General features: G+C 56.7%; 27 protein-coding genes. 11 read left to right on the top strand and 16 right to left on the bottom strand.

The genetic code is table 11. The annotated features are described in order from the left end of the window. The first annotated feature begins 58 nt into the window (after nucleotides 1-58). A complete protein-coding gene (locus ACMGGU_RS09245; RefSeq protein ID WP_223540495.1) occupies nucleotides 59-1255 on the top strand; it encodes a sugar transporter in 1197 nt (398 codons plus the stop codon). Between the two features lie 96 nt (nucleotides 1256-1351). Here ACMGGU_RS09245 and ACMGGU_RS09240 read toward each other — a convergent pair whose 3' ends face one another. Continuing rightward, nucleotides 1352-2017: a MarC family NAAT transporter gene (locus tag ACMGGU_RS09240; protein WP_032651801.1), complete on the bottom strand. Its 666-nt coding sequence runs from the start codon at nucleotides 2015-2017 to the stop codon at nucleotides 1352-1354. A gap of 255 nt (nucleotides 2018-2272) precedes the next feature. On the opposite strand from ACMGGU_RS09240, the gene marR reads away from it, so the two are divergent. From marR to marB, 3 genes are read left to right on the top strand one after another with little or no spacing between them, the layout of a single operon-like run. Beyond that, nucleotides 2273-2707: a multiple antibiotic resistance transcriptional regulator MarR gene (gene marR, locus ACMGGU_RS09235; RefSeq protein ID WP_008502236.1), complete on the top strand. Its 435-nt coding sequence runs from the start codon at nucleotides 2273-2275 to the stop codon at nucleotides 2705-2707. A gap of 22 nt (nucleotides 2708-2729) precedes the next feature. Beyond that, a complete protein-coding gene (marA, locus tag ACMGGU_RS09230) occupies nucleotides 2730-3110 on the top strand; it encodes an MDR efflux pump AcrAB transcriptional activator MarA (RefSeq protein WP_008502237.1) in 381 nt (126 codons plus the stop codon). A gap of 33 nt (nucleotides 3111-3143) precedes the next feature. Beyond that, the gene (gene marB, locus ACMGGU_RS09225) at nucleotides 3144-3362 is read left to right on the top strand and encodes a multiple antibiotic resistance protein MarB (protein ID WP_008502238.1); all 219 of its coding nucleotides are present in this window, start codon (nucleotides 3144-3146) and stop codon (nucleotides 3360-3362) included. Nucleotides 3363-3394: 32 nt separating this feature from the next. Here marB and eamA read toward each other — a convergent pair whose 3' ends face one another. Further along, nucleotides 3395-4300 carry an O-acetylserine/cysteine exporter gene (eamA, locus tag ACMGGU_RS09220; RefSeq protein WP_420300464.1) on the bottom strand — a complete coding sequence of 302 codons (906 nt, stop codon included), beginning with the start codon at nucleotides 4298-4300 and terminating at the stop codon, nucleotides 3395-3397. Between the two features lie 194 nt (nucleotides 4301-4494). Here eamA and ydeE point away from each other — a divergent pair, with 194 nt between their 5' ends. Further along, nucleotides 4495-5712 carry an efflux MFS transporter YdeE gene (gene ydeE, locus ACMGGU_RS09215; protein WP_277718894.1) on the top strand — a complete coding sequence of 406 codons (1218 nt, stop codon included), beginning with the start codon at nucleotides 4495-4497 and terminating at the stop codon, nucleotides 5710-5712. A 43-nt stretch (nucleotides 5713-5755) separates the two neighbouring features. Here ydeE and zinT read toward each other — a convergent pair whose 3' ends face one another. The 8 genes from zinT to ACMGGU_RS09175 form a co-directional block, all read right to left on the bottom strand. Further along, entirely contained in the window at nucleotides 5756-6397 is a 642-nt protein-coding gene (gene zinT / locus ACMGGU_RS09210) for a metal-binding protein ZinT (protein ID WP_045910531.1), read from the bottom strand. Between the two features lie 52 nt (nucleotides 6398-6449). Then, nucleotides 6450-7148: an urea ABC transporter ATP-binding subunit UrtE gene (gene urtE / locus ACMGGU_RS09205; RefSeq protein WP_229225857.1), complete on the bottom strand. Its 699-nt coding sequence runs from the start codon at nucleotides 7146-7148 to the stop codon at nucleotides 6450-6452. A 9-nt stretch (nucleotides 7149-7157) separates the two neighbouring features. Further along, nucleotides 7158-7955, bottom strand: coding sequence for an urea ABC transporter ATP-binding protein UrtD (gene urtD, locus ACMGGU_RS09200; protein ID WP_045910529.1), 798 nt, complete (start codon nucleotides 7953-7955; stop codon nucleotides 7158-7160). Next, nucleotides 7955-9028 carry an urea ABC transporter permease subunit UrtC gene (gene urtC, locus ACMGGU_RS09195; protein WP_420300463.1) on the bottom strand — a complete coding sequence of 358 codons (1074 nt, stop codon included), beginning with the start codon at nucleotides 9026-9028 and terminating at the stop codon, nucleotides 7955-7957. The genes urtD and urtC overlap by 1 nt, the downstream gene beginning before the upstream one ends. After that, nucleotides 9028-10602 carry an urea ABC transporter permease subunit UrtB gene (gene urtB / locus ACMGGU_RS09190; RefSeq protein WP_063621601.1) on the bottom strand — a complete coding sequence of 525 codons (1575 nt, stop codon included), beginning with the start codon at nucleotides 10600-10602 and terminating at the stop codon, nucleotides 9028-9030. Before urtB ends, urtC begins: the two co-directional genes overlap by 1 nt. A gap of 24 nt (nucleotides 10603-10626) precedes the next feature. After that, a complete protein-coding gene (urtA, locus tag ACMGGU_RS09185; RefSeq protein ID WP_023618714.1) occupies nucleotides 10627-11898 on the bottom strand; it encodes an urea ABC transporter substrate-binding protein in 1272 nt (423 codons plus the stop codon). A gap of 203 nt (nucleotides 11899-12101) precedes the next feature. Next, the gene (locus tag ACMGGU_RS09180; protein WP_045910526.1) at nucleotides 12102-13205 is read right to left on the bottom strand and encodes a cobalamin-independent methionine synthase II family protein; all 1104 of its coding nucleotides are present in this window, start codon (nucleotides 13203-13205) and stop codon (nucleotides 12102-12104) included. 156 nt (nucleotides 13206-13361) lie between these two features. Then, nucleotides 13362-13775 (bottom strand): rhodanese-like domain-containing protein, encoded by a 414-nt coding sequence (locus tag ACMGGU_RS09175; RefSeq protein ID WP_048223169.1) that lies wholly within the window; start codon nucleotides 13773-13775, stop codon nucleotides 13362-13364. A 73-nt stretch (nucleotides 13776-13848) separates the two neighbouring features. On the opposite strand from ACMGGU_RS09175, the gene ftrA reads away from it, so the two are divergent. From ftrA to ACMGGU_RS09160, 3 genes are all read left to right on the top strand, one after another. After that, nucleotides 13849-14856, top strand: coding sequence for a transcriptional regulator FtrA (gene ftrA / locus ACMGGU_RS09170; protein WP_045910525.1), 1008 nt, complete (start codon nucleotides 13849-13851; stop codon nucleotides 14854-14856). Between the two features lie 33 nt (nucleotides 14857-14889). Beyond that, nucleotides 14890-15426, top strand: a complete 537-nt coding sequence (locus ACMGGU_RS09165; protein WP_047075346.1) for a dihydrofolate reductase family protein — start codon at nucleotides 14890-14892, stop codon at nucleotides 15424-15426. A 291-nt stretch (nucleotides 15427-15717) separates the two neighbouring features. Then, nucleotides 15718-15948, top strand: coding sequence for a DUF2554 family protein (locus ACMGGU_RS09160; protein WP_045910627.1), 231 nt, complete (start codon nucleotides 15718-15720; stop codon nucleotides 15946-15948). On the opposite strand, the gene ACMGGU_RS09155 is transcribed toward ACMGGU_RS09160, so the two are convergent. Further along, a complete protein-coding gene (locus ACMGGU_RS09155; RefSeq protein ID WP_023618976.1) occupies nucleotides 15949-17913 on the bottom strand; it encodes a peptidase U32 family protein in 1965 nt (654 codons plus the stop codon). Between the two features lie 80 nt (nucleotides 17914-17993). Further along, complete coding sequence (locus ACMGGU_RS09150; RefSeq protein WP_420300462.1) at nucleotides 17994-18521, bottom strand: helix-turn-helix domain-containing protein; 528 nt, start codon at nucleotides 18519-18521, stop codon at nucleotides 17994-17996. Between the two features lie 92 nt (nucleotides 18522-18613). On the opposite strand from ACMGGU_RS09150, the gene ACMGGU_RS09145 reads away from it, so the two are divergent. After that, nucleotides 18614-19780: a benzoate/H(+) symporter BenE family transporter gene (locus ACMGGU_RS09145; RefSeq protein ID WP_126533892.1), complete on the top strand. Its 1167-nt coding sequence runs from the start codon at nucleotides 18614-18616 to the stop codon at nucleotides 19778-19780. Here ACMGGU_RS09145 and ACMGGU_RS09140 read toward each other — a convergent pair. Further along, nucleotides 19760-20632 (bottom strand): helix-turn-helix transcriptional regulator, encoded by an 873-nt coding sequence (locus tag ACMGGU_RS09140; RefSeq protein WP_420300461.1) that lies wholly within the window; start codon nucleotides 20630-20632, stop codon nucleotides 19760-19762. The genes ACMGGU_RS09145 and ACMGGU_RS09140 overlap by 21 nt on opposite strands. Before the next feature lie 173 nt (nucleotides 20633-20805). Between ACMGGU_RS09140 and ACMGGU_RS09135 the strand changes: the two genes are divergently transcribed. Then, nucleotides 20806-21702 (top strand): DMT family transporter, encoded by an 897-nt coding sequence (locus tag ACMGGU_RS09135; protein WP_420300460.1) that lies wholly within the window; start codon nucleotides 20806-20808, stop codon nucleotides 21700-21702. A gap of 34 nt (nucleotides 21703-21736) precedes the next feature. Here the strand turns inward: ACMGGU_RS09135 and ACMGGU_RS09130 are convergent, their stop codons facing one another. Together ACMGGU_RS09130 and ACMGGU_RS09125 are read right to left on the bottom strand one after the other, a co-directional pair. Further along, entirely contained in the window at nucleotides 21737-22411 is a 675-nt protein-coding gene (locus ACMGGU_RS09130) for a DUF3313 domain-containing protein (RefSeq protein WP_045910520.1), read from the bottom strand. A 135-nt stretch (nucleotides 22412-22546) separates the two neighbouring features. After that, nucleotides 22547-24142, bottom strand: coding sequence for an ABC transporter substrate-binding protein (locus ACMGGU_RS09125; RefSeq protein ID WP_420300459.1), 1596 nt, complete (start codon nucleotides 24140-24142; stop codon nucleotides 22547-22549). A gap of 111 nt (nucleotides 24143-24253) precedes the next feature. Here ACMGGU_RS09125 and pepT point away from each other — a divergent pair, with 111 nt between their 5' ends. After that, nucleotides 24254-25483 (top strand): peptidase T, encoded by a 1230-nt coding sequence (gene pepT, locus ACMGGU_RS09120; protein ID WP_420300458.1) that lies wholly within the window; start codon nucleotides 24254-24256, stop codon nucleotides 25481-25483. Here pepT and tehB read toward each other — a convergent pair. Beyond that, entirely contained in the window at nucleotides 25480-26073 is a 594-nt protein-coding gene (gene tehB, locus ACMGGU_RS09115) for a tellurite resistance methyltransferase TehB (RefSeq protein ID WP_048030510.1), read from the bottom strand. The genes pepT and tehB overlap by 4 nt on opposite strands. Nucleotides 26074-26190 lie beyond the last annotated feature (117 nt).

The following is a 26190-nucleotide window of genomic DNA, read 5'->3' as shown; positions in this document are numbered from 1 at the left end:
CGTTCGACGTTTTAAGATCGTCTCCTCTTCTTTTCAGCAACGAATCTCAGACATCCCTATGACAACGAACACAGTTTCCCGCAGGGTCGCGTGGCTACGCGTGGTCACGCTGGCAGTTGCCGCGTTTATTTTTAATACCACAGAATTTGTGCCGGTTGGGCTGTTGTCTGACATCGCTGACAGTTTCCAGATGGAAACAGCGCAGGTGGGCATTATGTTGACCATCTACGCCTGGGTGGTGGCGCTGATGTCTTTGCCGTTTATGCTGCTGACCAGCCAGATGGAGCGGCGCAAGCTGCTGATCGGTCTGTTTGTCTTGTTCATTGCGAGCCATGTGCTGTCGTTTATGGCGTGGAATTTTACGGTGCTGGTCATGAGCCGAATCGGCATCGCCTTTGCCCATGCGGTGTTCTGGTCGATTACCGCGTCGCTGGCGATTCGCCTGGCGCCGGCAGGTAAACGCGCCCAGGCGCTGAGCCTGATTGCTACCGGTACCGCACTGGCGATGGTGCTGGGTCTGCCAATTGGCCGCATCGTGGGGCAATACTTCGGCTGGCGCACGACCTTCTTCGCCATCGGTATGGGCGCGCTGGTGACACTGGTATGCCTGATTAAACTGCTGCCCACGCTGCCGAGCGAACATTCCGGCTCGCTGAAAAGCCTGCCGCTGCTGATGCGTCGCCCTGCACTGCTGAGCATCTACCTGCTGACCGCCATCGTCGTGACGGCACACTACACGGCGTACAGCTACATTGAACCGTTTGTACAGGTGGTGGCGGGCTTTAGCGCCAACTTTGCCACCGTCTTACTGCTGATCCTCGGCGGCGCGGGCATTATCGGCAGCGTGCTGTTTGGCAAGCTGGGTAACCGGCACGCCTCCTTGCTGGTGAGCAGCGCCATCGGCCTGCTGCTGGGCTGTCTGCTGTTGCTGATGCCCGCCGCGGGCAGTGAAAGCCATCTGGCGATCCTCAGCCTTTTCTGGGGCGTGGCGATCATGATTATTGGCCTGGGCATGCAGGTGAAAGTGCTGGCCCTGGCGCCGGATGCGACGGACGTCGCCATGTCGCTGTTCTCGGGGATTTTCAATCTGGGCATTGGCGCGGGGGCGCTGGTGGGAAATCAGGTCATCCTGCACGTGTCGATGTCGGCGATTGGCTATCTGGGGGCTATTCCGGCCCTGGTGGCGCTGATCTGGTCGGTACTCATCTTCCGTAAGTGGCCGGTGGCGCTGGAGGAACAGGGGCAGCACGGGTGAGGGATTGTTGGTGCCGGGTGGCGCTGTGCTTACCCGGCCTACAAAAAGACGGATTTCGTAGGCCGGGTAAGGCGAAGCCGCCACCCGGCAATGAACTTAGTGATAGGTCTTAATAATCTCCAGCACGCCGTTGATAATAAACTGCACGCCCATACAGACCAGTAAGAAGCCCATCAGACGGGAAATTGCCTCGATACCGCCCTTACCTACCCAGCGCATAATGGCGCCGGAGCTGCGCAGCGACACCCACACGATAAGACCGATAATCGCAAAAATCAGCGGTGGCGCAACCGTCAGTACCCAGTCAGGAAAAGTTGCGCTGTCACGCACCGTTGACGCGGAGCTGATGATCATCGCGATAGTCCCCGGCCCCGCCGTGCTCGGCATGGCAATCGGCACAAAGGCGATATTCGCACTCGGTTCGGTTTCCAGCTCTTCCGATTTGCTGGTCGCTTCCGGCGACTCATGCGCTTTTTGCGCCGGGAACAACATGCGGAAACCAATAAAGGCCACAATCAGCCCCCCGGCGATACGCAGACCAGGGATGGAAATCCCGAAGGTATTCATCACCACCTGTCCGGCGTAATAAGCCACCATCATGATGGCAAACACATACACCGAGGCCATCATCGACTGATGGTTGCGCTCTGCGCTGTTCATGTTCCCTGCCAACCCGAGGAAAAGCGCCACCGTCGTTAACGGGTTAGCCAACGGCAGCAAGACCACCAGCCCAAGGCTGATTGCTTTAATTAAATCCAACATAGTGCGTTGTCGTCCTTATCCATATTTAACACAGCAATTATAGGGGGAAAGTGTGACATTCAGCCATGGGGGCAACGTAACGATTATTTTCCTTCAGAAAAGATAACTGTCAGTTATCTCTATGATTTGAAAGACCTCAAAAAAAGTTCATGAAACGTTTTAGCAATTCGTGGCATCGGCTGATTCATTCAGTTGACTTATACTTGCCTGAGCAATAATATCTGCCGTGACTAACTACTTGCCAGGGCAACCATTGTGAAAAGCACCAGTGATATCTTTAACGACGTTGTTCCGCTGGGTCGTCTTATTCATATGGTCAATCAGAAAAAAGATCGCCTGCTCAATGACTACCTGTCACCGCTGGATATCACCGCAACACAGTTCAAAGTGCTGTGTTCCATTCGCTGCGAAGTGTGTATCACGCCGGTTGAGCTGAAAAAGGTGCTCTCTGTCGATCTGGGTGCGTTAACCCGCATGCTCGATCGTCTCGTCTGCAAAGGATGGATAGAACGAAGCCCTAACCCGAATGACAAACGCGGCGTACTGGTGAAGCTAACCAGCGATGGCGCGGCCATGTGCGAGCAATGTCATCAATTAGTAGGACAAACACTGCATCAGGAACTAACAAAAAACTTAACGGCAGATGAAGTGGCAACCCTTGAGCTTCTGCTGAAGAAAATCCTGCCGTAAACAGAAAAAAAGAGGTATGACGATGTCCAGACGCAATACTGACGCTATCACCATTCATAGCATTTTGGACTGGATCGAGGATAACCTGGAATCGCCGCTCTCCCTTGAAAAAGTGTCAGAGCGTTCGGGTTACTCCAAATGGCACCTGCAACGGATGTTCAAAAAAGAGACCGGTCATTCATTAGGTCAATATATTCGCAGCCGCAAGCTGACGGAAATTGCCCAGAAACTGAAAGAAAGCAATGAGCCGATCCTTTATCTGGCGGAGCGTTACGGATTTGAATCACAGCAAACCCTGACGCGTACGTTCAAGAACTATTTTGACGTGCCGCCTCATAAGTACCGAATCACCAGCGTGCCGGGCGAATCCCGATACCTGTATCCGTTAAAACACTGTAGTTAATCATCGCCTGTAACAGACGTAACCGAGGAAATCATGAAAGTTATCGCCTCCGCCGCCCTCGCCTTGCTGGTGCTGTTCTCCAGCCAGACCTTCGCGGAGCAAACCCCTCGTGCAACGCAGCAAAATAATCCTGATACGATGATTTTGCCGTCAGCACATGACCAGTCGCCTTATGATTTCAACCACATGGGTGCTGGTAGCGACAAATCCGACGAATTAGGCGTGCCTTATTATAATCAGCACGGCTTCTGATTCGTTTTTGCCCCGCAGATGCGGGGCTTTTTTTATGCCTTTTCGCTTACCCGCGTCGTCCGACGAACCCGCAGACCAAACACGTTAATGTACAGCCCGGCCATGATCAGCACGGCACCCAACAGCTGCAGCGCGCTTAGCGTTTCATCCAGCAATATCGCCGCACTGGCAAGTCCTACCACCGGCACCAGCAGAGATAACGGCGCGACGCGCCAGGTCTCATACCGCCCCAGCAGAGATCCCCAGATCCCGTAGCCAACAATGGTGGCGACAAAGGCCAGATAGACGAGAGACAGGATCGTGGTCATATCGATGTCGACCAGGCTGTTCAGCATCACCGCCGGACCGTCCAGAATACTCGACGCCAGCAGAAACGGAATAACCGGGATCAGTGCGCTCCACACCACCAGCGACATCACCGCCGGGCGCGCCTCGTGCTGCATAATCAGCTTATTGAAGATATTCCCGCAGGCCCAGCTCAGCCCTGCCGCCAGCGTCAACATAAACCCGAGCAGCGCCACATGCTGACCATTCAGGCTGGCCTCGATCAGCACCAGCACGCCGAACACCGCCAGGGTGATCCCCGCCAGCTGTTTGCCCTGCAGGCGCTCGCCAAACACGAACGCGCCGAGAATAATGGTAAAGAACGCCTGCGCCTGTAACACCAGCGAGGCAAGACCCGCCGGCATACCGAACTTGATGGCGCAAAAGAGAAACGCGAACTGGCCAAAGCTAATGGTCATACCGTAGCCCAGCAGCAGTTTAAAGGGGATCTTTGGACGCGCCACAAAAAAGATGGCCGGGAAAGCGACCAGCATAAAGCGTAAACCGGCCAGCATCAGCGGCGGCATGTTATGCAGCCCCAGCTTAATGACCACAAAGTTGAGCCCCCATACTACGACCACCAGCAATGCCAGCAGCCCGTCTTTCCGCGTCATATCCCGCCCCTGAATTATTAATAATTTGTTAACACTTCAAGGTAACAGAAAAAAGTACGTCACGAGAAGATCATTATTTCTGGCAGGCAGCTGAAGCACTTAGGGATAAATCAGGTGCTATACAAGCCCCTTATGTCATGGTAATCCTGTTAACACACATCTAATAAAAGCATAAGCAACTGTCGGGCAGGAATATGAAACCATCTCTCAGGCGCTCAACCGCAGCGCTGCTGGCATCGTCATTGTTGTTAACCATCGGTAGAGGGGCAACGCTGCCGTTCATGACCATCTATCTCACGCGCGTCTACAGCATGAGCGTCGAGAATATTGGTTATGCCCTGACCGTGGCGCTGACCATTGGCGTGGTATTCAGCCTGGGATTTGGCATTCTGGCCGATAAGTTTGATAAAAAACGCTACATGCTGATCGCGATTGTGGCGTTTATCGCCGGCTTTGTGGCGATCCCGCTGGTCAATAACGTTACGCTGGTGGTGCTGTTCTTTGCGCTGATTAACTGCGCCTACTCCGTCTTTTCGACGGTGCTGAAAGCCTGGTTCTCCGACGTACTGACGTCCAGCCAGAAGGCGCGGGTCTTCTCGCTGAACTACAGCTTCCTGAACATTGGCTGGACGGTCGGCCCGCCGATTGGCACCCTGCTGGTGATGTACAGCCTGCAGCTGCCGTTCTGGCTGGCAGCCTTCTGTGCCGCCCTGCCGCTGGGCTTTATCCATTTCTTTGTGCAAAAAAGCGTGGCGTTAGATACCGCAGAGGAGAAGACGCCCTGGCAGCCGTCGGTCTTGCTGAAAGACCGCGCGCTGTTCTGGTACACGCTCTCTGGCCTGCTGGCGTCCTACGTGGGCGGGTCGTTCGCGAGCTGTATTTCGCAATACGTTCTGGCCGCGCATGCGGACAGTGATTTCGCCGAAAAGGTGGTGGCCGTGGTGCTCCCGGTCAACGCTGCCGTGGTGGTGACGCTGCAATATGCGCTGGGCCGCAAAATCTCAGCCAGCAATATCCGCCCGCTGATGACCCTTGCCACCCTGTTTTTTATCGTGGGACTGGGCGGCTTTATGCTCTCCGGGGAAAACCTGGTTTACTGGGGCATCGCTGCCGCCATTTTCACGCTGGGTGAGATTATCTATGCGCCGGGTGAATACATGCTGATCGACAACATTGCGCCACCGGGTATGAAAGCGAGCTATTTCTCCGCGCAGGCGCTGGGTTGGCTCGGCGCGGCGGCAAACCCGATGATCACCGGTATCATCCTGACCAACCTGCCGCACTGGTCCTTATTTGTGATCATGATGGTCGCCATCGCCGTGGCCTGGCTGATGATTTTGCGTGGGATGAGCGTGAAAAGTGAAGATAGCGTGTCGGGTGGCGCTGCACTTACCCGACCTACAAAACCCTAATCGTAGGCCGGGTAAGGCGAAGCCGCCACCCGGCAATAAAGCATCAGTGGTGCAACATCTCCTCCACCACCTGCTCTTTATACATCTCGTTCGGGTAATAGGTCGGCCAGTTGTCCATCTCTTTCAGCAGCGCCTCCTGAGAGGTGTTGCCCATGAAGATATGGAAGTGAGACGAGGCCTTCGGTCCGATGGTATGGTCGCTAAACTGAACGAACTTCGGCGCCTTGCTAGCGACGTCCTTACACTCAAACAGATAGCGAACGCCTTTCTTACCTGACGCGTAGGTCAGAATTTTGTAGCCGCTGTAATCATACTGACACCGGCTGACCGCTTTGCCCTGATGGAATTCCATCACGTTATTTTCGATGCCGATGGCATCCACATCCGTCGCATATCCCGTGCGGTAGTAGGCTTTCACCTCATCAAAGGATTTGCTTTTATCCTTCTGCGCTTTCTGCTTAAAGACCGGATCCAGCGAACCATCGAGCAGGAACGGATAGACCGACTGCCAGGTTCCGTCCCAGTCAGAAAGCGTTCTGTCCTTCACGTCTTTATCCTCAAACACGCCGTTCGCCGCCTTCTGTTCCGCTTCGGTCATCTGATGGCCGTGCGAGTGAGCAAACAGCTGGCCGCTGACCAGCAGCGCTCCCAGAGTCATGGCAAATTTTCCAATATGTGCAGCCAAAGTAACGCCCTCATTCCGTTTTATAAGAATGAGAATGTTATATTATAACATTTCAGATCGCAACCAGGCCGCGCACGCCCTCCTGCTCCATGTTTTCGCCCCGCCCGCGCTGAATAATGGTGCCGCGGGACATCAGCAGATAGCTGTCGGCCAGCTCGGCGGCAAAGTCGTAAAACTGCTCCACCAGCAGGATCGCCATGTCACCTCTGTTTGCCAGGGTGCGGATCACGTGGCCGATCTCTTTAATAACGGAAGGCTGTATGCCTTCAGTCGGTTCATCCAGGATCAGCAGCTGCGGACGGCTCGCCAGCGCACGCCCAATCGCCAGCTGCTGCTGCTGCCCGCCGGAGAGATCGCCCCCGCGACGATGCTTCATCTCTTTGAGCACCGGGAACAGCTGCCAGATCTCCTCCGGCACCTGCTTCGCCTCGCGGGCGGAAAATCGCGACAGCCCCAGCTGGAGATTCTCCTCCACGGTCAGGCGCGGGAAAATCTCCCGTCCCTGCGGGACATACGCCACACCAGACTGCACCCGTTGGTGCGGTTTACTGTGGGTGATCGTTTTTCCCTGCCAGATGACCTCCCCGGTTTTCGCCGGGATCAGCCCCATCAGACACTTTAGCAGCGTGGTTTTCCCCACGCCGTTGCGCCCCAGCAGACAGGTGACTTCCCCGGTGACGGCCTCAAAGCTCACGCCGCGCAGGATATGGCTGCCGCCGTAATACTGATTCAGTTCGTTGACCTGTAACATTCCCTCTCCTTAACGTCCCAGATAGACCTCAATCACCTGCTCGTTGGCCTGCACCTCGCGAAGCGACCCTTCCGCCAGCACCCGCCCCTGATGCAGCACGGTCACATGGTCGGCGATGGTTTCAACAAAGCCCATATCGTGCTCCACCACCATCAGGGAGTGTTTGCCTGCCAGCGTTTTGAACAGCTCTGCGGTGTATTCCGTTTCTGCGTCGGTCATTCCAGCGGCGGGTTCATCCAGCAGCAGCAGATGCGGGTCCTGCACCAGCAGCATGCCGATCTCTAGGAACTGTTTCTGCCCGTGGGAAAGCAGCCCGGCCCGTCGGTCGCGCTCCGCGCTAAGGCGCAGCAAAACCAGCATCTCGTCGATCCGGTCACGCTGCTCGCCGTTGAGTTTTGCCCGCAGGCTCGCCCAGACGGATTTATCGGTTTTCATAGCGATCTCCAGGTTTTCCCACACCGTCAGCGCTTCAAAAACCGTGGGCTTCTGGAATTTACGCCCGATGCCCTGGCGGGCGATGGCCGCAGGCTCCAGCGCGGTCAGGTCGATGGACTGATCGTAAATCGCCCTGCCGCTCTTTGGCCGCGTTTTGCCGGTGATGACGTCCATCAGCGTGGTTTTACCCGCCCCATTGGGACCGATCACGCAGCGCAGCTCGCCCACGCCGATATTCAGCGAGAGATCGGTCAGGGCCTGAAAACCATCAAAATTGACGTTAATGGATTCAAGCTGAAGTACAGGGTCAGTCTGGTCCCGGTAACGATCGCCGGGTAGCTGGCGGGTGAATAACCCTTCGGCTGGCTGCATTATTTTTCTCCCTTACGAAACAGTCCGTAGACGCCGCGCGGTAAAAACAGTGTAACGGCGATAAAAATCAGCCCCAGAAACAGCTGCCAGTATTCCGGCATCGCAACGGTGAAGAAACTTTTCGCCCCGTTCACCAGCGCCGCGCCAATCACCGGCCCCACCAGCGTGCCGCGCCCACCCAGCGCCACCCAGATGGCGGCCTCTATCGAGTTTGTCGGCGACATTTCGCCCGGGTTGATAATGCCCACCTGCGGCACATAGAGCGCCCCCGCCAGACCGCACAGTACGGCAGAGAGCGTCCACACCAGCAGCTTGAACCCGCGCGGATCGTAGCCGCAAAACGTCAGCCGGTTTTCGGCGTCGCGAACGGCGGTCAGAATGCGGCCAAACTTGCTCTTCGCCAGCGCAAACCCGGTGCCCAGGGCCAGGAGCAGCAACAGCACGGTGGCCAGAAACAGCGCGATACGGGTCGTCGTTTCCGTTACTGAAAACCCGAGCAGCGTGGTGAAGCCGGTAAAGCCGTTATTGCCGCCAAAGCCGGTTTCGTTGCGAAAGAACAGCAGCATCCCGGCATAGGTCAGCGCCTGGGTCATAATCGAGAAATAGACCCCTTTGATCTTCGAGCGGAAGGCAAACCAGCCAAATACCAGCGCCAGCAGCCCCGGCACCAGTACAATCAGCACCAGCGCCCAGGCAAAATGCTGGGTGCCCCACCAGAACCACGGCAGTTCGCTCCAGGAGAGAAACGACATAAACGCGGGCAGGCCGTCACCCGCGGCCTGGCGCATCAGGTACATGCCCATCGCGTAGCCGCCCAGCGCGAAGAAGATCCCGTGCCCAAGCGACAGCATACCGGCATAGCCCCACACCAGATCCAGCGCCACCGCAACGATGGCATAGCAGAGGATCTTGCCAATCAGCGTCAGCATCCAGGTCGACAGCGCCAGCGAATGCGTCGCAGGTAGTAAGGCGAAAAACGGTAATATCAGCAAACACACCACCAGCAGGCTGCCTGCTATCTGCGTGGTGCGTGGCGCTTTGCGCGCCAGTGTTAAGGTCAGCGGCTGGCTCATCAGTCAATCACCCTCCCTTTCAGCGCAAACAGTCCCTGGGGGCGTTTCTGAATAAACAGCACGATCGCCACCAGAATCACGATTTTGCCCAGCACAGCCCCCATCTGCGGTTCAAGGATTTTATTAAAGATCCCCAGACCAAATGCCGCGGCCACGCTGCCTGCCAGCTGGCCTACGCCTCCAAGCACCACCACAAGGAAGGAGTCGATGATATAGCCCTGTCCCAGCTCCGGCCCGACGTTACCCAGCTGCGATAGCGCCACGCCGCCTAACCCCGCAATCCCGGAGCCAAGCCCGAACGCCAGCATATCGACGCGCCCTGTCGGTACCCCGCAGCAGGCGGCCATGCTGCGGTTTTGCGTCACCGCCCGCACGTTGAGCCCCAGACGGGTTTTATTCAGAATGAGCCAGGTGAAGAACAGCACCAGCAGCACGAAGCCCAGCACCACAATGCGGTTCCACGGTAGCGTCAGGTTGGCAAAAACCTGCACCCCGCCGGAGAGCCATGCCGGGTTCGCCACCTCGAGGTTCTGGGCGCCAAAGGTCATGCGCACCAGCTGGATAAGCATCAGGCTGATGCCCCACGTCGCCAGCAGCGTCTCCAGCGGACGACCGTACAAATGACGGATCACCGTGCGCTCCAGCACCATTCCAATGCCCGCCGTCAGGCAGAACGCGACCGGCAAGGCGATAACGGGATAGAGCGCCAGCCACTGGGGTGCAAGCCCGGCCATCGCCTGCTGCACCATCCAGGTGGCATATGCCCCCAGCATCAGCATCTCGCCGTGGGCCATGTTAATCACGCCCAGCAGGCCGTAGGTGATAGCCAGCCCCAGCGCGGCCAGCAGCAGTACCGATCCGAGGGACAGCCCCATAAACGCCTGGCCCAGCAGATCGCCCCACATCAGTCGGTGCTGGATTTGGCTAAGACTCTCTTCTGCGGCCGCGCGAACGCCGCTATCCGGCTCCGTCTGTGGCTGGGTAAACGGGGTGAGTCTGGACTGTACGTCCGGATCGTCGGACTGGCCTAACAACGCCACGGCCTTGAGGCGCACCTCGGCCTGCGGGCTTGCCAGCTGGAGATTCGCGACCGCCAGCAGCAGCGCCTGACGCGCCACGGCATCCGTTTCATCGCTCACTCGCTTTTCCAGAAAAGCGAGCATGTCGGGCCGGGCATCGCGCTGCAGCTGACGCGCCGCCTCCCGCCTTTCGGTGACACTGTCACTCACCAGCTGATGCGTGGCGATGGCGGTCGCAGCCAGCACGCGCAGCCGGTTCGTCAGACGAACGGCTTTGGTTGGGCCCTCTGCCGTCTGGCTTTCCCCCAGCGGGATGACGTTGCCATCGCGTTGTGCAAAGGCGTGCTTTTGCGTATCGACGTAGAGATTTTCTTTTTGCAGCGCCTCAAGGAGCGGCAATCTTGACGCATCCGGCGCGGCGGCCCACTGCGTCAACAAATCCGCCTGCTGGCTGCGGCTGGCGGCAACAAAACGATCGGCATCCGATGCCTGCACCATCCCTGGCAGCAGTCCGGAAAGCCATACAAGAGCGATGAACAGGCGCATGGCGTTCATGACGTTTCTCCCTGCGGTGATGGCTTAGTTACTGGCGGTTTTCATCGGCTGGTCGGGTTTTTTATCATTCCCGGCGATGAACGGACTCCACGGCTGGGCGCGTACCGGCTGTTCGGTCTGCCACACCACGTTAAACTGACCGTTGCCTTCGATTTCACCGATCATGACCGGCTTATGCAGATGATGGTTGGTGGCATCCATGGTGAGCGTAAAGCCAGAAGGCGCCTTAAAGGACTGACCGGCCATCGCCGCACGCACTTTGTCCACATCGGTAGTGCCCGCTTTTTCCACCGCCTGCGCCCACATATGAATCCCCACGTAAGTCGCTTCCATCGGGTCGTTGGTCACCACGGTGTCGGCGTTCGGCAGCTTGTGCGCCTTCGCATAGGCTTTGTAATCCGCCACGAACGCCTGGTTAGTCGGATTATCGACGGACTCAAAGTAGTTCCACGCCGCCAGGTTACCCACCAGCGGTTTGGTGTCGATCCCGCGCAGCTCTTCTTCACCGACGGAGAAGGCCACCACCGGCACGTCGGTCGCTTTCAGCCCCTGGTTAGCCAGTTCTTTGTAGAACGGTACGTTGGAGTCGCCGTTGATGGTCGACACCACGGCGGTTTTGCCGCCCGCAGAGAATTTTTTGATGTTGGCGACGATGGTCTGGTAGTCGCTATGACCAAACGGGGTATACACCTCTTCAATATCCTTATCCTCCACCCCTTTCGAATGCAGGAACGCGCGCAGGATCTTGTTGGTGGTGCGCGGATAGACGTAATCGGTTCCCAGCAGGAAGAAGCGTTTCGCCGCGCCGCCGTCTTCGCTCATCAGGTATTCCACCGCCGGGATCGCCTGCTGGTTCGGCGCCGCGCCGGTATAGAAGACGTTTGGCGACATTTCCTCGCCCTCATACTGCACCGGATAGAACAGCAGGCCGTTCAGCTCCTCAAAGACCGGCAGTACGGATTTGCGCGAAACCGAGGTCCAGCAGCCGAATACCACCGCCACTTTATCCTGGCTCAGCAGCTGACGGGCTTTCTCAGCAAACAGCGGCCAGTTTGAGGCCGGATCCACCACCACCGGCTCCAGTTTCTTGCCCAGCACGCCGCCTTTGGCGTTGATCTCGTCGATGGTCATCAGGGCGACATCTTTCAGCGGGGTCTCGGAGATAGCCATCGTGCCGGAAAGAGAATGCATGATCCCCACTTTGATGGTATCGGCCGCCTGCGCGCCAAAACTCATCCCCATCGCCACGACGGACGCAGACAACGCGAAGGCTTTTAGTAAAGTACGACGGTGCATATTTTCACTCCTGAAAAAGAACGCTGTGCGAAAACGTCCGTTACGGCGTGGACGCGGAAATAAATGTGTCAGCGAAGCAGGAGCAAAAAGAATGCCAGAATGGAGATAGCGCTATTTCTGGGAGGGGAACGCCGGATGTAAAGAGAACGTCTCACAATGGCACAGCGCTGCACTTTTATAATGCAGCGCTGAGGAGGAAGGTTTTACCAGACTTCGCTGGCGATCTGCGTGACCAGACGGACTTTGTCCCACTGCTGGGATTCGCTCAGGCTGTTGCCCTCTTCGGTAGAGGCAAAGCCGCACTGCGGGCTAAGGCAAATTTGCTCTTTCGCCACGTATTTCGCCGCCTCTTCCAGACGGGCTTTAATCCCCTCCGGGTTCTCCAGCTCGCCGTTTTTCGTGGTAATAAGACCCAGCACCACCTGCTGCTTGCCCGGGCGGACAAAGCGCAATGGCGCGAAATCCCCGCTGCGGTCGTTATCATACTCGAGGAAGAAGGCGTCAACGTTGACGGTTCCGAACAGCACTTCCGCTACCGGCTCGTAGCCGCCCTCGGAAATCCAGGTGGAGCGGAAATTGCCGCGACAGACGTGCAGCCCGATGGTCAGGTCGTCCGGCTTGCCCTCCAGCGCCTTGTTCAGCACGCGGGCATAGATGCGCGCCAGCTCATCGGCGTCGTCGCCGCGCTCGCGGATCTGACGGCGCTGATCGTCCGAACAGAGATAGGCCCAGACGGTGTCATCCAGCTGCAGATAACGGCAGCCCGCATCGTAGAAGGCCCGAATGGCGTCGCGCCAGGTGGTGGCCAGATCGTCAAAATAGACGTTCAGGTCCGGATAGACGGTCGCATCAATGTCTTTGCGACCGCCGCGGAAATGGAGCACGCTCGGGCTGGGAATGGTCATTTTCGGCTGGGCGTTCCCGCTGATGCTTTTCAGATAGCGAAAGTCTTCCAGCATCGGATGCTCGCCAAAGCCCAGCTTGCCGGTGACGCGCACGCCGTGGGCTTTGGTTTGCACGCCGTTAAACTGGATGCCCTGCTGCGAATCGTAACGCTCAACGCCCTGTAGACCATCGAAGAAGTCGAAGTGCCACCAGGCACGACGAAATTCTCCGTCGGTCACCACATGCAGGCCGCACGCACACTGCTGCTCGACGACGTGGCGAATGGCCTCGTCCTCCACCGCGCGAAGCTGCCCGGCATCAATCTCACCGCTGGCAAATTTCAGGCGAGCCTGCTTGATGGCATCCGGGCGTAAAAAACTGCCGACTACATCGGCGCGGAACGGGGCGTGGTGTCGTTGCATGGAAACCTCCTCAGTCTGCCGACAATAATTGCCAGCAGTGATAATTCATCATTTGAAGCTTTAGACTTCTGGATGTCTAAATGTCCAAAAACAATGTCATACCTCACCGGTGCCGGCAAACGAGAAAATTTCACAGGTGTTGAAAAAAATTCATCTTCACAGCGCGGCGACGGACGCCTCGCTGGCAAACGCGTAGCGTTCATCTTCCCAGCCGGTGATCCCACCGAGCATGATTTTGACCGGCAGCCCGAGACGCGCCAGCTTCAGCGCGGCTCTGTCCGCGCCGTTACAGTGCGGCCCTGCGCAGTAGACGACGAACAGCGTTCCTTCAGGCCATTGGGCCATGCGCTCAGCGGTCATCTGGCTCCACGGCATATGCAGAGCGCCCGGCACATGGCGACGGGCAAACTGCTCCGGGCTTCCCACAACGTGCAGTAAAACAAAGTCCTGCTCATTATGCGTGATGGCATGATGCACATCGGAGCAGTCGGTTTCGACGCTCAGGCGGCGCAGGAAATGGGTAACGGCTTCCTGCGGCTCGGCAGCCGGAAATTCAGTAACATAGCTCATGATCCTTCCTCATCTTTGGGGTTTGTGTTAACACTACTCTATCCACAAATCCAGCCCGTGAATGCGCTCGCTTATGCCAGAAAACAGCAAAAAGATGACAACGTTAAGACAGATTGCCCGCCCGAAGGTGGTGGTGCTGGCGTATGACGGTCTGTGTACCTTTGAGTTTGGGGTGGCGGTGGAAATCTTCGGCCTGCCGCGCCCCGAGTTGGGCGACGACTGGTATCGTTTTGCCGTGGCAAGCGTTGACAGCGGTGAGCTTCGGGCGACAGGCGGGATCCGTATCATTACCGATGGCGATCTCTCCCTGCTTGAGTCTGCCGATCTGATCGTGGTGCCGGGCTGGCGTGGGCTGGACTCGCCGGTGCCGGACGCGCTCTGCAACGCATTACGTCAGGCCAGCGCGCGAGGCTGTCAGCTGCTCTCCATCTGCTCGGGCGTATTTGTGCTGGCCGCCTCGGGGCTGCTGAACGGACGTAAAGCCACGACGCACTGGCGCTACATTGAGACGCTAAAAACCCGCTTCCCTGACATCGACGTGGTCGAGGATGTGCTCTACCAGGATGAAGGCGATATACTGACTTCCGCAGGCAGCGCGGCGGGGATCGATCTCTGCCTTCACGTTGTACGAAGAGATTATGGGATGGAAACCGCCAACAGCGTGGCGCGTCGGCTGGTCATTCCCCCTCACCGGGATGGCTCTCAGCCGCAACAACTGAGTCGCCCGGTGGCGCAGCTGCGCGAAAGCCAGCGCCTTGGTCAGCTGTTTGATTTTCTGCACACGCATCTTACCGAGCCGCACAGCGTCGACTCGCTGGCGCGTCGTGTCGGTATGAGTCAGCGCACGTTTCTTCGTCGCTTCGAAGCGGCAACGGGAACGACGCCTGCCCGCTGGCTACTCAATGAACGCCTGCTGCGGGCGAAAGATTATCTTGAAAGCAGCCGTTTAAGCATCGACAGCATCGCGGAACAGACCGGGTTTGGCCAGGCATCGACGCTGCGTCATCATTTCCGCCAGCAGTTCGCGATTTCCCCGGCCCAGTACCGTAAACAATTTTCTCATTCCGGTACTGCCCGCTGAGGCGTTAGTTTTATGGTTAATACGGAGCACCTGATGGTCACCACACACGTTTTTATCGCAACCAGTCTTGATGGCTACATCGCCAGACACAATGACGATATCGAGTGGCTGCTGCAGCGCGATGACCCGACTGAGGATCATGGCTATGCGGCGTTCATCGCGGACAAAGAGTGGATCGTGATGGGCCGGGGGAGCTATGAGAAGGTGCTGACTTTTGACACCTGGCCGTATGATCGGCCCGTGCTGGTCCTCTCCCGACGGCTGGCCGACACGCCGGTGCCCGACGCATTGAGGGGCAAAGTACAGTTTTCAGGCCGCACGCCAAAGGAGGTGCTCGACGATCTGGCGATGCAGAACGTCCATCGCGTCTATCTTGATGGTGGGCAGGTGATACAGTCGTTTCTGCGGGAAGGACTGGTCGCCGATATGGTGATCACGACCGTTCCGGTCCTGCTCGGTTCGGGAAAATCACTGTTTGGCGCCCTGCCCGGGGATATCGATTTGACGCTGGTCTCCAGCCGCAGCTTCCCTTCGGGTCTGGTGCAGTCGCACTACCGACTGATGCCGTAAAACCACGGTAAACACTGCGCAAAAAAAAACCGCCAAAAATGGCGGTAAATGCTTGCATGGATAGATTTGTATTTTGGTCTCTACGTCCCGACACGACATGGCCGGGCTGCGGATCCCATACAAGCTAACACCCGTTGTCTTAACGAAGGTTAAACAGCCTTTTTTAACCCGCTGCAGCGCGCCCGAAATCATACTCTTTGACATTTCCTTTGCGCTAATTTGAAGTTTTGAATAATAACCATAATAAATAATCGGCATGATCAAGCCGCAATGTTATTCGGCGGTGACTTCATGGTTAAAAAAGGTTTATCTCTCGTGATGCTGATCTGTGCCCTCTTTTCAGGCCAGCTTATGGCCGGGCACAAAGGACATGAATATCTGTGGGTAAAGAATGTGGAGCATCAGCTGCGTCATGAAGCCGACAGCGATGAATTGCGAAGTGCGGCGGAGGAGTCGGCGGAAGGTTTGCGCGAACACCACCTGTGGCAGAAATCGCGCAAACCGGACACGCACGTTCGGTAATTAGCTGCCCTTGCGTTTTGGCAGCGTTTTCATCAGATCGTCCGGACTGACGGACGCCACAATACTGCCGGGCTGCGGCATTTTGAAGATGTGGTTTTTCATCTTGCCAATCACATGCATTTCGCACGGACGGCAGTCAAATTTGAGGGTCAGTACTTCGTCACCGTTTACGAGCTGCATAGGGGTAGCCTTCCAGCTCTTGATGTTGCCTTTTGCCTGCTTAGGGCACAGGTTAAACGCGAAACGGAGGCAGTGCTTGGTGATCATCACCGGCACATCGCCCTTCTCCTCATGCGCTTCATAGGCCGCGTCGATCAGCTGCACGCCGTGGCGATGATAGAATTCACGTGCTTTATGGTTATAGACGTTGGCCAGGAAGGATAAATGCGTATCCGGGTAGACGGGCGCAGGAACGGCTTCCGCTTTACGACTAGCGCGCGGGTAGTTCGCCAGGCGCGCGTCATCCAGCATCTCGGCGGTTTCACGGCGGAACTGGTTGAGCAAACTGTTCGGTACAAACAGGGCATCCGGCAGGTTGACCTCAACGTTGCGGGCGTAGTAAATCGTCTGACCCAGCTTCGCGACGCCATCCTTCAGGCTGTTGAGCGCTTTCTCCGCGTTGTTTGCCACCTCGAACAGGCCATCAAGCGTATGCGTTACGCTGATGCCGTCTTCACAGGTCATGGTCAGAATCAGCTGCTCTTCCCAGCCGCCCAGTTCAATATCCACCGCGATACGACGTTCGCTGGAGGTTTTCAGCAGCGCCTGCTGCCAGTTATGATCGAGGTTACGGTTAAGCGCCGCGTTCGGTCGCGCCTTGTAGAGATCGGCCGGCATTTCATTCGGCCACACGCGGTAGCGGTTCTCGCCGGTTTTTTCGACTGTGTTGGCGCGGAAGCCCACCACTTCACGCTTAATCATCACGTTAAGGCCATCGCCGTTCGCCAGCGGCTCCGTCACCGCAACATCAAGGTGATCTTTCGCCACTTTCAGCACTTCGCCAACCGGTAAGCCGATAAACTTCGGTGAGTCAAACGCGCCGATATCCCCTTTACGGGCATTCACGAAATAGTCCGTGCTGCCGCGGTGGAACGTTTTGTCCGTCGACGGAATAAAGAAATGCTCGGTACGACCGGCCGACGCGCGCGCCAGGTCACCGCGATCCTCGATAATGGCATCCAGCATCTGGCGATAGTGCGCGGTGATGTTCTTCACGTAGCTCATATCTTTATAGCGCCCTTCAATCTTGAAGGAACGCACGCCCGCGTCGATCAGCGCGCCCAGGTTGGCGGTCTGATCGTTATCCTTCATCGAGAGCAGGTGTTTTTCAAATGCCACGACGCGGCCCTGATCGTCTTTCAGGGTATACGGCAGACGGCAGGCCTGTGAACAGTCGCCGCGGTTGGCGCTGCGCCCCGTCTGCGCGTGGGAAATGTTGCACTGACCGGAATAGGCGACGCACAGCGCGCCGTGGATAAAGAATTCAATCGTCGCGTCTGTCGCCTGGTGAATATCGCGGATTTGATTCAGGTTCAGCTCGCGGGCCAGGACGATCTGCGAAAAGCCGACGTCAGAGAGAAACTTCGCCTTCTCAACCGTGCGGATATCACACTGGGTACTGGCGTGTAGTTCAATGGGCGGAATATCCAGCTCCAGCACGCCCATATCCTGAACAATCAGGGCATCCACCCCGGCCTGATAGAGATCGGTAATCAGACGTTGCGCAGGCTCCAGCTCATCATCATGAAGAATGGTGTTCAGGGTCACGAACACTTTCGCCCCGAAACGGTGGGCGAACGGCACCAGTTCAGCAATATCGCTCAGGCTGTTGCTGGCGTTATGGCGGGCACCGAAGCCAGGACCACCAATGTAGACGGCATCTGCGCCATGAAGGATCGCTTCACGGGCAATGGCGGCGTCACGGGCCGGGCTTAAAAGTTCAAGATGATGGGATTGCAGGCGCATACTTCGTCGTTATCCGTTATGGTCAAAATGGCGGCTATTGTAGTCAGAAGTCTGCGTCAGCGAAACAGTTTTGCGTAGCCTCAGCGGGGATAATGAATCATGGAGTGAAAATGCACCGTCCGGTCGCTGCTGTTGCGGTAGGCATGCGGTTTATCGCCGGCGAAGCGGACGCCCGAATCGGCAGAAATCGTCTGCCACTTGCCCTCGAGCTTCATCTCCAGCTCGCCGCTGATCACCACCACATGTTCAATCACCCCCGCCTCATGCGGCGTGGATTCACTCAGGGCGCCGGGGGCCAGGGTAATGGAGAAATAATCAAACCGGAGCGCCTCGTCCCACGGAAAGAGCGGCTTGACGACCATCGCCTGCTGCTGCGGGTCAAACACCGCCTGTCGGTCCGCCTCAGGCGTGATGAAGGCGGAAAACGGCACGTTCAGTCCTGTGGCAATTTTCCACAGCGTCGACACCGTGGGGCTGGATTCATTTCGCTCGATTTGCCCGAGCATGGCCTTTGACACGCCGGTCTCGTCCGCGAGCTTCGACAAACTCCAGCCGCGTGCCTGGCGCAGCGTTTTCAATGTGGTTGCAAGATGTCGTGTGATGTCCATGTTCCCTCCTGGTGACATTCAGCATACCACTTGTACGCTATAGCGCACAGTGCTACCTTACTGCGGACGTTATAACGCACAACGGAGTTTTCATGCGCCCTTCCTCTCATCTTATTCCAGTCGCACTGGCTGGATTTGTCGCCGTGCTGGTCGGTTACGCCAGCTCGGCAGCCATCATCTGGCAGGCCGCCGCCGCGGCTGGCGCCAGCGCGCAGCAGATTGCGGGCTGGATGACCGCGCTGGGGATTGGGATGGGCGTCAGCACGCTGGCGCTCTCCTGGTGGTACAAAGCACCCGTACTGACCGCCTGGTCGACGCCCGGCGCGGCGCTGCTCGCTACCAGCCTGCACGGCGTCACGCTGGCGGAAACCATTGGCGTGTTCATCTTTGCGAACGCGCTTATTTTGCTCTGCGGCGTTACCGGGCTTTTCGCCCGTCTGATGAAGCTGATCCCCCATTCGCTTGCTGCCGCCATGCTGGCCGGGGTATTGCTGCAGTTTGGCCTCCACGCGTTTGCGCATCTTGAGGGGCACTTTCTGCTGTGCGGCAGCATGATTGCGGCGTGGCTGATCGCCAAAGCGCTGTCGCCGCGCTATGCCATCGTGGTCACGCTCCTGGTGGGCGGTATGGTGGCATGGGTCGGTGGTGACGTTGTCACGGATAAGCTCACGCTTTCACTGGTGATGCCCGAATTTATTGCGCCCGCCTTCACCTTCACCAGCCTGGTGAGTATTGGCTTACCCTTCTTCCTGGTCACCATGGCCTCACAAAACGCGCCGGGGTTCGCCACGATGAAAGCCTCCGGTTACCCGCTGGCGGTCTCACCGCTCATTATCGTTACGGGGGGAATGGCGCTGCTGTTTTCTCCGTTTGGTGTCTTTTCAATCTGCATTGCGGCCATTACCGCCGCCATTTGCCAAAGCCCGGATGCACACCCGGATGCGGGTAAACGCTGGCTGGCGGCCATCGCTGCGGGAGGGTTTTATCTGCTGGCGGGAATTTTCGGGGGATCCATTACCGGGCTGATGGCCGCGCTGCCGCTCAGCTGGATCCAGACGCTGGCCGGTCTGGCACTGCTGGGCACCATCAGCGGGAGTTTATATCAGGCGCTGAGTCACGAAGCGGAGCGCGACGCGGCTATCGTCACATTTCTGATGACCGCAAGCGGCGTGACAATCCTGGGCATCGGTTCGGCATTCTGGGGGCTGGTGCTGGGCGGAGTATGCTACGCCCTGTTTTCACGCGCTCGCCGCGCGTAGTTGCGAAGGCGTCATGCCCGTCGCGCTGCGAAAGCGGTTGCTGAAGTGGCTGGCGGAGTTAAACCCGCAGGCAAACGCGATCTCCGTTAGCGGCGTCGTCGTATGCTGGACAAGGGCTTTCGCTTTATCCATTCGCCTCTGCATCACATACTGATGCGGCGCCAGCCCCGTCGACTGGCGGAACATGCGGGCAAAATGGTATTCGCTGAGGGCAGCCTGCGCCGCCAGTTCGGCCAGCGTCAGGGGCTGCCCGAGATTCTCTTCGATAAAGGCGAGGACATTGCGCAGCACAAACGGCGACAACCCTCCCGTGACAACCGGCAGCTTCCACTGCACGTTTGAGTAGTTTTGCAGCAGATGGGTCAGCAGCAGCGTGGAGGCCGTGCTCAGGGTCAGCTGGTTGGCGTGCTGCTGCCAGTCACAGCCCAGTAAAAACTGGCGATACAGCGTGGTGATCTTCGGATCGCTGCCAAAAATGCGCTCGTCCAGGGTCAGCGAAAGCGGTCGCTTGTCCCAGATTTTCTCCCCCACATCGCGCAGGTGTTCATCGGTGCAGTAGAGATGCACAAACGACAGATCATCACGGATGTCCCACGTCGATTCGCTCTCTTTGGGCATCAGGCAGAAACGGTCCGGCCCCCCACCGTTCTTCCAACCGCCCGGCGTTTTTTGATAGCTTTCGTAGCCGTCCGCCACGTACAGGCTGAGGGTATGATGGTTGCTTTTAACGGTTATCGTGTCGTGCTTGTTGTACCACGCTGCCAGCTGAATACCCGAATTCAGCGAGACGGTTTCCCGCAGGACCGCATTCTGTTGGCAAAGCGTTTCAAAGGTATCGTAAGCGTGAGACATAACCGTTAGCGCATGAATGATCGGAATATCAGTCTAAAAAGAGTTGTCCCCCGTTGCCAGACCCCAGGGAAGAAAAAAGCGCAAGATTTTGCAAGTCACCCGCAAGCAGGTGAAAGCCCGTTACGCAGTTCAGCGCCATACTGCGGGCTTCCGCGGTTTGAGAAGAGACAACTATGAACGCATTATTATATGGACTCGTGGTCATTATCTGGGGAACCACCTGGATTGCGATTTTCCTGCAGCAGGGCCCCGTCGCGGCGCCGGTGTCGATTTTCTGGCGCTTCGCCGTCGCCAGCCTCACCATGATGGTGGTGTTACTCGCCCTGCGTCGCCTGCGCACGCTGGCGCTTCGGGATCATCTTTTTTGCCTGCTTCAGGGATGCTGTGTTTTCTGCTTTAACTTCTGGTGTTTTTACACGGCAGCGGCACATATCAATACCGGACTGGAGTCGGTGATCTTCTCCATGGCGGTGCTCTATAACGCCATTAACAGCTTTATTTTCTTCGGGCAGCGCCCGCCCGCGCGTTTCTGGACGGCGGCGGCACTGGGGCTGGTTGGGATTGTCACCCTCTTCTGGGACGATCTGCTGGCCAGTGGCTGGAGCGCGTCACTCCTGACCGGTATTGGGCTTTCCGCGCTCGGAACCTACGGCTTCTCGCTGGGCAATATGATCAGCATGCGCCATCAGCGCAGAGGCCTGGAAACCATGACCACCAACGCCTGGGCGATGCTCTATGGCACGCTGGTGATGGGCTGCATTGCGCTGTTCAGAGGCGATAGCTTTGTACCGGAATGGACGGTGAGCTATCTCGGCGCGCTGGTGTATTTGGCCCTGTTTGGCTCGGTGATTGCTTTTGGTGCCTACTTCACGCTGGTGGGACGCATTGGTCCGGGCAAAGCGGCCTACAGCACGCTGCTCTTTCCGCTGGTGGCGCTCTCCTTCTCCACGGTCTATGAAGGCTACGTCTGGCATGTCAACGGTATCGTGGGATTAGTGCTGATCCTGGGAGGAAATATGGTGATGTTTACCAAACCGGAAACCTGGTTCAGACGCTTACGGATGGCGTAAATAAAAAGGCCTGCATTACGCAGGCCGTTTTATTTTATTTTGCGGTCTTTTTCACATCAAACATGGTGGCATCCGTCGCCATATCATCAACAACCTGCTTCAGCGTCGCAAAGGTCATTGGTGTGCTTTCGTTATTCAGCTCTTTACCTTCGCCTTTACGTACCACCTTCATGACCGGTTTATTGGTGGCCGCATCGATCAGCTCGCCTTCAAAGAAGAGATGCGTATCCATGGTGCGGTGTCCGGTTGCCATCTGCGTACCGGCCACCACCAGCGCAACAGGCACCACTTCATAGAACTGCAGCCCCTCTTTCTGTGAACTCACCCCGGTAATCGCGCCGCGGAAAATCAGGCTATGTTTACCCGGCGTGGTCACAACCGGCTTACGCGTACCAATCGCCGTTTTCATTTTGTTATTGGTGTAATTCAACAACTCATCAAGCGTTTTTTGACCAATTTGCGTGGTCGGTTTTGGCGTTGGGTAATAGGTAATCGGTGTCCAGAGAATACTGTCGTAGTTAGCTTCATTATAAGAAGGGTCAACCCAACGCAGCGTTGGTTTACCCGTCGCAGACGTTGTCTGCTGCAAGCCTGAGTAGTCTTTTAAAAAGCCGGAGTATTGTTCTGGAGCGGCGACTTTTGAAGAACAGCCCGCCAACGCCAACAGACCAGTAAGCACTGCAACTTTAAAAAAAGTTTGAGTACGCATGATAGTTTTCCATGTTATCTGCAAGTATGCATTTGAAGTTATAGCAAAAGACGGGCGGGTTTGTTGTGACAAAAAATGATGCGGTGAGCACAAATTGCAAAAAGATTGCCCGGACGCATGCCGGGCAGTGAAAAATTACTGATTTATATCCACTTGCCAGAACAGATGTTTGCCAAACGGGTCGATTTCATAGCCCTTCACCTCCTTGCGTACCGGTTCGAAAATCGTTGAATGCGCAATCATCACCGCAGGCATCTGGTCATGCATCATCTGCTGCGCCTCTTTATACAACGCCACGCGCTTATCATGATCGGTTATCGATTTCACCTCGGCAATGAGGTTATCGAAGGGCTTGTAGCACCATTTCGCCGAGTTTGATCCGCCGTTCGCCGAGGTGCAGGTAAAGAGCGGGCCGAAGAAGTTATCCGGATCGCCGGTGGCCGTCGTCCAGCCCATCAGCGCGGCCTGATGCTCTCCGCCCTTCACGCGTTTCAGATACTCGCCCCATTCGTAGGTAACGATTTTGGTCTGTACGCCAATTTTCGCCCAGTCCGCCTGAATCATCTCCGCCATGCGTTTCGCATTCGGGTTATAGGGACGCTGGACCGGCATCGCCCATAAATCGATGCTGACGCCGCTGGCAAAGCCGGCCTCTTTCAGCAGCGCTTTGGCTTTTTCAGGATCGTAGTCGTAATCCTTAAGCTCGCTGTCGGCACTCCAGACGCCCGGCGGCAGCAGATTCTTCGCCACGGTGCCGGTACCGTGGAACACCGCATCAATAATGGCCGGTTTATTGATGGCCATCGCCAGCGCCTGACGGACCTTCACGTTATCCAGCGGCGGCTTCTGCGTATTGAACGCCAGGAAGCCGGTATTCAGTCCGGCCTTGCTCATCAGGTTGATATCTTTGTTGGCCTTCATGCGCGGCAGATCGGCCGGGTTCGGGAACGGCATCACCTGACATTCGTTCTTCTCAATTTTGGCAAAACGCACGGAGGCATCCGGGGTGATGCTAAACACCAGCCTGTCCAGCTTCGATTTCCCCTGCCAGTAGTCGGCAAACGCCGTGAACAGGATCCGGGAATCCTTCTGATACTGCGCCAGCTTAAACGGTCCGGTGCCGATGGGTTCCATATCCACCTTCTCCGGCGTGCCCGCTTTCAGCATCGCGTCGGCATACTCCGCTGAAAGGATCGAGGCAAAATACCAGGCCAGATCGGCGACAAACGGCGCTTCCGGGTGCGCCAGGGTAAAGCGCACGGTGTGGTCATCGACTTTATCAATGGCGGTAATCAGGCTGCCGAACTCCAGGCTTTCGAAGTTGGAATAGCTGCCGTTAGAGACGTTGTGGTAGGGATGATTCACGTCTTTTTGCCGCATAAACGAGAAGATCACGTCGTCGGCGTTAAAGTCACGGGTCGGCGTGAAGGATTTATTGCTCTGGAACTTCACGCCCTTGCGCAGATGGAAGGTGTAAACCTTGCCGTCGTCGCTCACCTCCCAGCGTTCCGCCAGGCTCGGCACCAGCTCCGTGGTGCCGGGTTTGAAATCGACCAGACGGTTATAGACCGGCACGGCGCTGGCGTCGACGCTGGTTCCCGAAGTGTAAAGCTGAGGGTTAAAGTTTTCCGGCGATCCTTCGGAGCAATACACCAGCGTTTTCGCAGCGACAGCGGAACTGACCGTGAGTGCCGCGAGCGCCAATGTGAAAGTTGTGAGTTTGCTTGTCATCATTTATTCCTGTCTTTTTAATTCGACGGCTAATTAATTCTTTTGCCATTTCATAAATAACATTAAAGTGATGTGGCAAACACCTGAAAAATAAATAAGGAATAAATCACTATGGGCTCGCCGCTTTCCAGACAATTAACGCACCGTTTTTTCCGCTATCTCGCGATCACCAGCCAGAGCGATCCCAGAGTCAAAACCCTGCCTTCAACGCCGGGCCAGCATGACATGGCGCGCGAGCTGGCGCAGGAGCTGGCACAGCTGGGGTTAGACGACATTGTGATTGATGAATTCGCCACGGTGACGGCGGTTAAAAAAGGCAACGTGCCCGGTGCGCCGCGCATCGGCTTTATTACCCATATTGATACCGTCGACGTGGGACTTTCACCGGATATTCATCCACAAATATTAACGTTTACCGGTGAAGATCTCTGTCTGAATAAAGAGAAAGACATCTGGCTACGGGTAAACGAGCATCCCGAAATTCTGGCTTATCCGAACGAGGAGATTATTTTCAGCGACGGAACCAGCGTATTGGGCGCCGATAATAAATCGGCGGTCACGGTGGTCATGACGGTGCTGGAAAACCTGACGGCGGAGCACCGGCATGGCGATATCGTCGTGGCGTTTGTGCCTGACGAAGAGATCGGCCTGAACGGTGCCAAAGCGCTGGATCTTAAGCGCTTCGACGTCGACTTTGCCTGGACCATTGACTGCTGCGAGCTGGGTGAGATTGTCTACGAGAACTTTAATGCGGCAGCCGCGGAAATCCGTTTTACCGGCGTGACGGCGCACCCGATGTCCGCCAAAGGCGTGCTGGTGAATCCCCTGCTGATGGCGACTGATTACATCACCCATTTTGACCGCCAGCAAACGCCCGAGTGCACCGAGGGACGTGAAGGCTATATCTGGTTTAACGGCATTCAGGCCGGACAGAACGAGGCCGTTCTTAAGGCCAATATACGCGACTTTGATAAGGAGAGCTTTGCCGCGCGCAAGCAGCAGATTGCCGACGTAGCCGCGCTGATTGCCGCCCAATATCCGACGGCCAGCGTGGACTATCGCATTGAAGATACCTACAGCAATATCAGCAATGCGATTGGCGAAGACCGGCGTGCCATCGATCTGATGTTCGAGGCGATGGAATCGCTCGGCATCACGCCGAAACCGACGCCAATGCGCGGCGGCACCGACGGCGCGGCGCTCTCGGCTAAAGGGCTACTCACGCCGAACTTCTTCACCGGGGCGCATAACTTCCACTCGAAGTTTGAATTCCTGCCGCTCTCCTCGTTCGAGGCGTCTTATAAGACTGCCCTGCAGATCTGCCTGCTGGCCGCCCGTTAAGCGGGCTTGCGTGCCAGCATCGTGGCAAAGCGCAGCTTGATGCGGTTGCCGTTTTCATCAGTGCGGTGCAGTTCGCCAACGTCCTCGTTGTATTTGAGCAACTCCCAGCCTTCGTAGTAGTTGCTCAGCTCACCGCTCCTGAAGGCAAACGGGAAGCCGACCGTGCAGGGGTAGTCTGCCGTATCCATGGCGGCAACGATCAGATTGTAACCGCCCGGCGTCGTGCAGCGCTGCATATTGGCGATAAGGCCCGGGATGGTTTTTGCCTCCAGGAACATCATCACCACGGTAGAGAGAATAAAATCGTACTGGCCGTCAAAGCTCAGGTTGTTCAGATCCTTAATCGCGGTATGCAGATTAGCAATCCCTTCTTCCGCCTTGATGCGCTCGATATTGTCGATGCTCATCGGGTTCTTGTCCCATGCGGTCACGTCGTACCCGTTGGCCGCAAGGTACAGGCTGTTACGGCCGTTGCCGCAGCCCAGATCGAGCGTTTTACCGGGCTTCACAATCTCCGCGCTGTACAGCACCTCTGAATGGGTACGGGTTAAGCCATATTTCTCTGTGAAGTAATTCTCATCGACGGTCATTGTTTTTCCTGCGTTCGCATAAAGTGAAAGTGCATTTTACATGCCATTTTAAGGCGTTTGCCGTCTGGTTGCCAGCCGCTCGAAAAGCGAAAACTTTGCTACGTTTAGTGAAGACGC

Source organism: Enterobacter sp. BNK-8 (genome assembly GCF_048685095.1).
In the GTDB taxonomy this organism is placed as follows: Bacteria; Pseudomonadota; Gammaproteobacteria; order Enterobacterales; family Enterobacteriaceae; genus Enterobacter; species Enterobacter quasiroggenkampii.
This window is presented reverse-complemented; position numbering and strand designations above follow the sequence as displayed.

Excerpts from the sequence above, each read along its gene's own strand:
- ACMGGU_RS09245 (WP_223540495.1), top strand. The coding sequence starts at position 59 with ATGACAACGAACACAGTTTCCCGCAGGGTCGCGTGGCTACGCGTGGTC.
- ACMGGU_RS09240 (WP_032651801.1), bottom strand. The coding sequence starts at position 2,017 with ATGTTGGATTTAATTAAAGCAATCAGCCTTGGGCTGGTGGTCTTGCTG.
- marA (WP_008502237.1), top strand. The coding sequence starts at position 2,730 with ATGTCCAGACGCAATACTGACGCTATCACCATTCATAGCATTTTGGAC.
- marB (WP_008502238.1), top strand. The coding sequence starts at position 3,144 with ATGAAAGTTATCGCCTCCGCCGCCCTCGCCTTGCTGGTGCTGTTCTCC.
- eamA (WP_420300464.1), bottom strand. The coding sequence starts at position 4,300 with ATGACGCGGAAAGACGGGCTGCTGGCATTGCTGGTGGTCGTAGTATGG.
- ydeE (WP_277718894.1), top strand. The coding sequence starts at position 4,495 with ATGAAACCATCTCTCAGGCGCTCAACCGCAGCGCTGCTGGCATCGTCA.
- urtE (WP_229225857.1), bottom strand. The coding sequence starts at position 7,148 with ATGTTACAGGTCAACGAACTGAATCAGTATTACGGCGGCAGCCATATC.
- urtD (WP_045910529.1), bottom strand. The coding sequence starts at position 7,955 with ATGCAGCCAGCCGAAGGGTTATTCACCCGCCAGCTACCCGGCGATCGT.
- urtC (WP_420300463.1), bottom strand. The coding sequence starts at position 9,028 with ATGAGCCAGCCGCTGACCTTAACACTGGCGCGCAAAGCGCCACGCACC.
- urtB (WP_063621601.1), bottom strand. The coding sequence starts at position 10,602 with ATGAACGCCATGCGCCTGTTCATCGCTCTTGTATGGCTTTCCGGACTG.
- urtA (WP_023618714.1), bottom strand. The coding sequence starts at position 11,898 with ATGCACCGTCGTACTTTACTAAAAGCCTTCGCGTTGTCTGCGTCCGTC.
- ACMGGU_RS09180 (WP_045910526.1), bottom strand. The coding sequence starts at position 13,205 with ATGCAACGACACCACGCCCCGTTCCGCGCCGATGTAGTCGGCAGTTTT.
- ACMGGU_RS09175 (WP_048223169.1), bottom strand. The coding sequence starts at position 13,775 with ATGAGCTATGTTACTGAATTTCCGGCTGCCGAGCCGCAGGAAGCCGTT.
- ftrA (WP_045910525.1), top strand. The coding sequence starts at position 13,849 with ATGCCAGAAAACAGCAAAAAGATGACAACGTTAAGACAGATTGCCCGC.
- ACMGGU_RS09165 (WP_047075346.1), top strand. The coding sequence starts at position 14,890 with ATGGTCACCACACACGTTTTTATCGCAACCAGTCTTGATGGCTACATC.
- ACMGGU_RS09160 (WP_045910627.1), top strand. The coding sequence starts at position 15,718 with ATGGTTAAAAAAGGTTTATCTCTCGTGATGCTGATCTGTGCCCTCTTT.
- ACMGGU_RS09155 (WP_023618976.1), bottom strand. The coding sequence starts at position 17,913 with ATGCGCCTGCAATCCCATCATCTTGAACTTTTAAGCCCGGCCCGTGAC.
- ACMGGU_RS09150 (WP_420300462.1), bottom strand. The coding sequence starts at position 18,521 with ATGGACATCACACGACATCTTGCAACCACATTGAAAACGCTGCGCCAG.
- ACMGGU_RS09145 (WP_126533892.1), top strand. The coding sequence starts at position 18,614 with ATGCGCCCTTCCTCTCATCTTATTCCAGTCGCACTGGCTGGATTTGTC.
- ACMGGU_RS09140 (WP_420300461.1), bottom strand. The coding sequence starts at position 20,632 with ATGTCTCACGCTTACGATACCTTTGAAACGCTTTGCCAACAGAATGCG.
- ACMGGU_RS09135 (WP_420300460.1), top strand. The coding sequence starts at position 20,806 with ATGAACGCATTATTATATGGACTCGTGGTCATTATCTGGGGAACCACC.
- ACMGGU_RS09130 (WP_045910520.1), bottom strand. The coding sequence starts at position 22,411 with ATGCGTACTCAAACTTTTTTTAAAGTTGCAGTGCTTACTGGTCTGTTG.
- ACMGGU_RS09125 (WP_420300459.1), bottom strand. The coding sequence starts at position 24,142 with ATGACAAGCAAACTCACAACTTTCACATTGGCGCTCGCGGCACTCACG.
- pepT (WP_420300458.1), top strand. The coding sequence starts at position 24,254 with ATGGGCTCGCCGCTTTCCAGACAATTAACGCACCGTTTTTTCCGCTAT.
- tehB (WP_048030510.1), bottom strand. The coding sequence starts at position 26,073 with ATGACCGTCGATGAGAATTACTTCACAGAGAAATATGGCTTAACCCGT.